Source organism: Streptomyces sp. MB09-02B (genome assembly GCF_033794485.1).
Classification (GTDB): domain Bacteria; phylum Actinomycetota; class Actinomycetes; order Streptomycetales; family Streptomycetaceae; genus Streptomyces.
Map to the genome: position 1 here is coordinate 1 of NZ_JARGEE010000561.1, position 4,958 is coordinate 4,958.

Below are 4,958 nucleotides of genomic sequence, written 5' to 3' on the forward strand. Positions count from 1 at the left end.
GCGACGGGCTGTGCCGGGGCCGGGGCGGGTTCCTCCACGGTGACGCCGAAGTCCGTCGCGATGCCCGCGAGGCCGTTGGCGTACCCCTGGCCGACCGCGCGCGCCTTCCACGCGCCGTTGCGCAGATAGACCTCCACGATCACCAGGGCCGTCTCCGTGCCCAACTGTGGCGGGGTGAACGTGGCGATCACCGAGCCGTTCGCGGCGTCGCGGATCGTGGCCGTCGGTTCGACGCCCTGGAAGGTCTGGCCGGCCGCGTCGGGGCTGGCCGTGACGACGATCTTCTCGATGCCCGGGGGCACGGCCGTCGTGTCCACCGTGATCGAGTCGGGGGTCGTGCCGCCGCCGGAGCGGTACGTCACGCCCGGGCCGCTCGGCTGGTTGTAGAAGATGAAATCGTCGTCCGAGCGCACCTTGCCGTCGGCGGTGAGCAGCAGGCCCGAGACGTCGAGCCGCACGGGTGCGGCGACGTCCACCGCGACACGGGTGACGGGCAGCGGGATGTTCGAGCCGGGGGTCATAGCGGTCATGCCGGGTGAACGATTCAGGCCGCTTTACCGTTCCCTTACCCAGGCGTGCCGGTCGGCCGTTCGGGTCAGCGGCGGTTGCGGGGGTGCTCCCGGGCCGTGCGTTCGTTGCCCCGTCGGTAGTTCCCGGTCCAGCGGGCCATGACCAGCTGTGGGTCGCCCGCCGCGACCTCGGCGAGGAACCGGGCAGCTCGGGGGCCGCGCAGTGTCGTGGCCGCGCGGCCGTGGTGGTCGATCGTCACGGTGGTGTCGGAGTGCTCGGTGTAGGTGAATCCGCTGGGGCGTGGCATGTCGCGGATGGTAGGGGCGGCAGCGGGCGACGGCCCAGCGAATTTCGGTCGCCCGACGGCGCGCCCGGCCGCCCGTGGCCGCTCCCCGGCACCCAGGCTCTACGGCACCCAGGCTCTACGGCACCACGACGATCTTCCTGCCCACCCCCGCCGCGAATTGTTCCAGAGCCTGGGGATAGCGCTCCAGCGGCACCCGGTCGCTGATGAAGACGTCCGGGTCCAGGACGCCGCCCGCGAAGAGTTCCGCCGCGCGTTCGAAGCTGTGCAGGACGGCCATGGAGCCGGTGATGGTGATCTCCTGGTTGTAGACGCGGTACGGGTCGATCGTGACCCGGGTCGCGTAGTCGGCCACTCCGAACTGGAGGAAGGTGCCGGCCTTGGCCACCCGGTCCAGGCCGTCCTGGATGGCGGCGGCGTTGCCCGTCGCGTCGATCACCACGTCCCAGCCCTGGGGCCGGTCCAGTTCGTCGGCGCCCGCGGCGGCCGCCGAGACGCCCAGCCGGCGGGCGGTCTCCAGGCGGGAGGGGTTCACGTCGACCACGTCCACGCTCGCCGCGCCCGTCCGCTTCGCGAGCTCCAGCATCATCAGACCCATCGTGCCGGAGCCGTAGACGAGGACATGGGCGCCGAGGCGGGCGCGCAGGACGTCGTAGCCCCGTACCGCGCAGGACAGTGGTTCCACCAGTGCCGCGTCCTGGGTGCGGACGTGCTCCGGGAGCCGGACGCAGTTGGCCACCGGCGCCACCGCGTACTGCGCCGCGCCGCCGGCCGTGGTGACGCCGATCGCGGCCCACCGCTCGCAGAGGTTGTTGTGGCCGGTACGGCAGTAGCGGCACTCGTGGCAGTACAGGGACGGGTCGACGGCCACCCGGTCGCCCACGGAGAGCTCGGTGACCCGGCTGCCCAGGCCCACCACCTCGCCCGCGAACTCGTGTCCGGGCACGATCGGCAGCTTCGGGGCGAACTCGCCCTGGAGGATGTGCAGATCGGTGCCGCACAGACCGCACGCGGCGACCTCGACGACGACCTCGCGGGGGCCCGGTGCCGGGTCCGGGACCTCGGCGACGACGGCCCTGCCCACGGACTCGATGACGGCGGCCTTCATTTGACGGCTCCCAGGGAGAGGCCCTGGACCAGCTTGTCCTGGGCGGCGAACCCCGCGGCGAGCACCGGCAGGGAGATGACGAGCGACGCGGCGCACACCTTGGCCAGGAACAGGCCCTGGCTGGTGATGAAGCCGGTCAGGAAGACGGGGGCGGTCTCGGCGACGACACCGGTCAGCACCCTCGCGAACAGCAGCTCGTTCCAGCTGAAGATGAAGCAGATCAGGGCGGTCGCGGCGATGCCGGGGGCCGCGATCGGCGCCACCACCCGGGCCAGCACCGTGGGGAGCCGGGCGCCGTCGAGCTGCGCGGCCTCGATCACCGCCACCGGGACCTCCGCGAGGAAGGACTGCATCATCCAGACGGCGATCGGCAGGTTCATGGAGGTGTAGAGCAGGACGAGGAGCCAGATGTTGTCCAGCAGGCCCGTGTTCTTCGCGAACAGGTAGAGAGGGAGCAGACCCGCCACCACCGGCAGCATCTTCGTGGAGAGGAAGAAGAACAGGACGTCCGTCCACTTCTTCACCGGGCGGATCGACAGCGCGTACGCCGCCGGGAAGGCGAGGAGGAGGACGAGGAGGGTCGACGCCAGGGACGCCACCGTCGAGTTGATCAGGGCGGGCCAGGGGCTGGCCCCGCCGTCCACGCCGAAGAACTCGCGGTAGCCGTCGAGCGTCAGGGACGCCGCCCAGGACGGGGGGTTGGTCGCCGCGTCCGGTTCCGAGTGCAGCGATGTCAGCGCCATCCAGGCGATGGGGAGGAAGAACAGGACACCGAGCAGCCAGGCCGCCAGGCCCAGGCCGAGTCCCTTGCGTCGCACGGCAGTCGACCTCATGACCGGCCCGCCTCCTCACGGAACAGCGACGACACCACGCGCAGGGCGAACGTCGCGATGATGATCGAGCCGATGACGACCAGGACGCCCGCGGCCGAGGCGAGGCCGTTCTCGTGGGCCTGGTAGAAGGTCTGGTAGACGGTGTACGGCAGGTTCGCGGTGCCCAGGCCGCCCGAGGTGATCGTGAAGACCGCGTCGAAGTTCTGGACGATGTAGATCGAGCCCAGCAGCGCGCCCAGTTCCAGGTAGCGGCGCAGATGCGGGAACGTCAGATGGCGGAAGATCTGCCAGTCGCTCGCGCCGTCGACCCGGGCCGCCTCGATCTGCTGCTGGTCCCTGGACTGCAGCCCCGCCAGCAGGATCAGCATCATGAACGGCGTCCACTGCCACACCAGGGAGGCCTCCACAGCGAGCAGCGGCGTCTCGGAGATCCAGTCGGGCTGTGGCCCGCCCACGTAGTGCAACAGGCCGTTGAACAAGCCGTATTCGGGGTTGTAGAGGACGTGTTTCCAGAGCAGGGCCGCCGCCACCGGGACCACCAGGAAGGGAGCGATGAGCAGGGTGCGGACGATGCCCCGGCCCCGGAACCTCCGGTCGAGGAGCAGGGCGAGCACCAGGCCGAGGAGCAGGCTGGCGAGGACCACGGCGACCGTCAGCAGGATCGTCGTCCACACCGAGCGGCGCAGGTCGGGATCGGTGAGGACCTCGCCGTAGTTGGCGAAGCCGGCGAAGGAGCGGGCGTCCGGGTAGAGGGAGTTCCAGTCGAGGAAGGAGATCACCAGTGTGGCCACGAACGGGAGTTGGGTCACGGCGATCATGAAGATCAGGGCGGGCAGGAGCGGGGCGCGGGTCGCCCAGGCGCGCAGCCGGGCGTTCGGTGCGCCCTGGGTGCGGACGGGGGTGGCCGCCCTCGGCGCTGTCGTGGTCGCGGTCATCGTCCCTCGTACTCCTCGGAGATCTGCTCGGCGAGCTCCTGCGATGTCTTGAGGGCCGATGCCACGGACTGGCGTCCGGCGATGGCCGCGCTGATCTCCAGGGAGACCTTGGTACCGAGGTCGGTGAACTCGGGGATGCCGACGAACTGGATGCCGGGCGCGGGGCGCGGCTGCACGCCGGGGTCGGTGGGCCGGGCGCCCTCGATGGCCTCGCGGGTCATCTCCTGGAAGGCGGCGGCCTCCTCGCGGTAGTCCGGGTTCGCGTACGTCGACTCCCGCTTGCCGGCGGGGACGTTCGACCAGCCGATCTCCTCGCCGACCAGTTCCTCGTACTCCTTGCTCGACGCCCAGGAGACGAACTTCCAGGCCTTGTCCGGGTTCCGGGAGGCCTGCTGGATGCCCCAGGCCCAGGTATAGAGCCAGCCGGCGGACTCGGTCCTCTCGACGGGCGCCGGTACGTATCCGACCTTGCCCTTCACCGGGGAGTCGGCCGCCTCCAGGGAACCGGCGGCGGACGTCGCGTCGTACCACATCGCGACCTTGCCCTGGGTCATGTTGTTGAGGCACTCGGCGAAGCCGGCCTGGGCGGCGCCGGACTCGCCGTGCTCGCGCACGAGGTCGACGTAGAAGCTGGTGGCCTGTTCGAACTCGGGGGAGTTCAGCCGGGCCTTCCAGTCCTTGTCGAACCAGGTGCCGCCGAAGGTGTTCACGACGGTGGTGAGGGGCGCCATGACCTCGCCCCAGCCGGGCAGTCCGCGCAGACAGATGCCCTTCATGCCGTCCTCGGCCCCGTCGGCCTTCGCGGCGAGGTCGGCGACCTGCTGCCAGGTGGGGTGTTCGGGCATGGTGAGCCCGCGCTCGGCGAAGACGTCCTTGCGGTACATCAGGAAGGACGACTCGCCGTAGAACGGCTCCCCGTAGAGCTTGCCGTCGTCGCCGGTCAGGGACTGGCGCATCGGTTTGAGGATGTCCTGCTGGTCGAAGGCCGGGTCCTTCGCGACGTACGGGTCCAGCTCCTCCAGCCAGCCGTTGCGGGCGTAGATCGGTATCTCGTAGTTGCTGAGGGTGGCCACGTCGTACTGGCCCGCCTGGTTGGCGAAGTCCTGGCTGATCTTGTCGCGGACGTCGTTCTCCGGCAGCACGGTGAAGTTCACCTCGATGCCGGTCTTCTTGGTGAAGTGCGCGGCGGTGAGCTTCTGCAGCTCCTGCATCTGTGGGTTGTTGACCATGAGGACGTTGATGGCGTCGCCGCCGGATCCCGCCCCGCC

6 protein-coding genes are annotated in these 4,958 nt (G+C 70.1%); all 6 read right to left on the reverse strand.

Translation table 11 applies throughout. The features are described from left to right. Positions 1-521: TerD family protein (locus P1P70_RS40595; protein WP_319246901.1), on the reverse strand; the 521-nt coding region annotated here is incomplete at its 3' end. Positions 522-595: 74 nt separating this feature from the next. Then, on the reverse strand, positions 596-817 hold the full coding sequence (locus tag P1P70_RS40600; RefSeq protein WP_239753266.1) for a hypothetical protein: 222 nt from the start codon (positions 815-817) through the stop codon (positions 596-598). Between the two features lie 115 nt (positions 818-932). Next, entirely contained in the window at positions 933-1,922 is a 990-nt protein-coding gene (locus P1P70_RS40605) for a zinc-dependent alcohol dehydrogenase family protein (RefSeq protein ID WP_319246893.1), read from the reverse strand. Next, complete coding sequence (locus tag P1P70_RS40610; protein WP_319246895.1) at positions 1,919-2,755, reverse strand: carbohydrate ABC transporter permease; 837 nt, start codon at positions 2,753-2,755, stop codon at positions 1,919-1,921. The genes P1P70_RS40605 and P1P70_RS40610 overlap by 4 nt, the downstream gene beginning before the upstream one ends. Continuing rightward, entirely contained in the window at positions 2,752-3,690 is a 939-nt protein-coding gene (locus tag P1P70_RS40615; RefSeq protein WP_319246897.1) for a sugar ABC transporter permease, read from the reverse strand. The genes P1P70_RS40610 and P1P70_RS40615 overlap by 4 nt, the downstream gene beginning before the upstream one ends. After that, positions 3,687-4,958 (reverse strand): sugar ABC transporter substrate-binding protein (locus P1P70_RS40620; protein WP_319246899.1); only part of this gene is annotated, 1,272 nt, incomplete at its 5' end. The genes P1P70_RS40615 and P1P70_RS40620, both read right to left, overlap by 4 nt.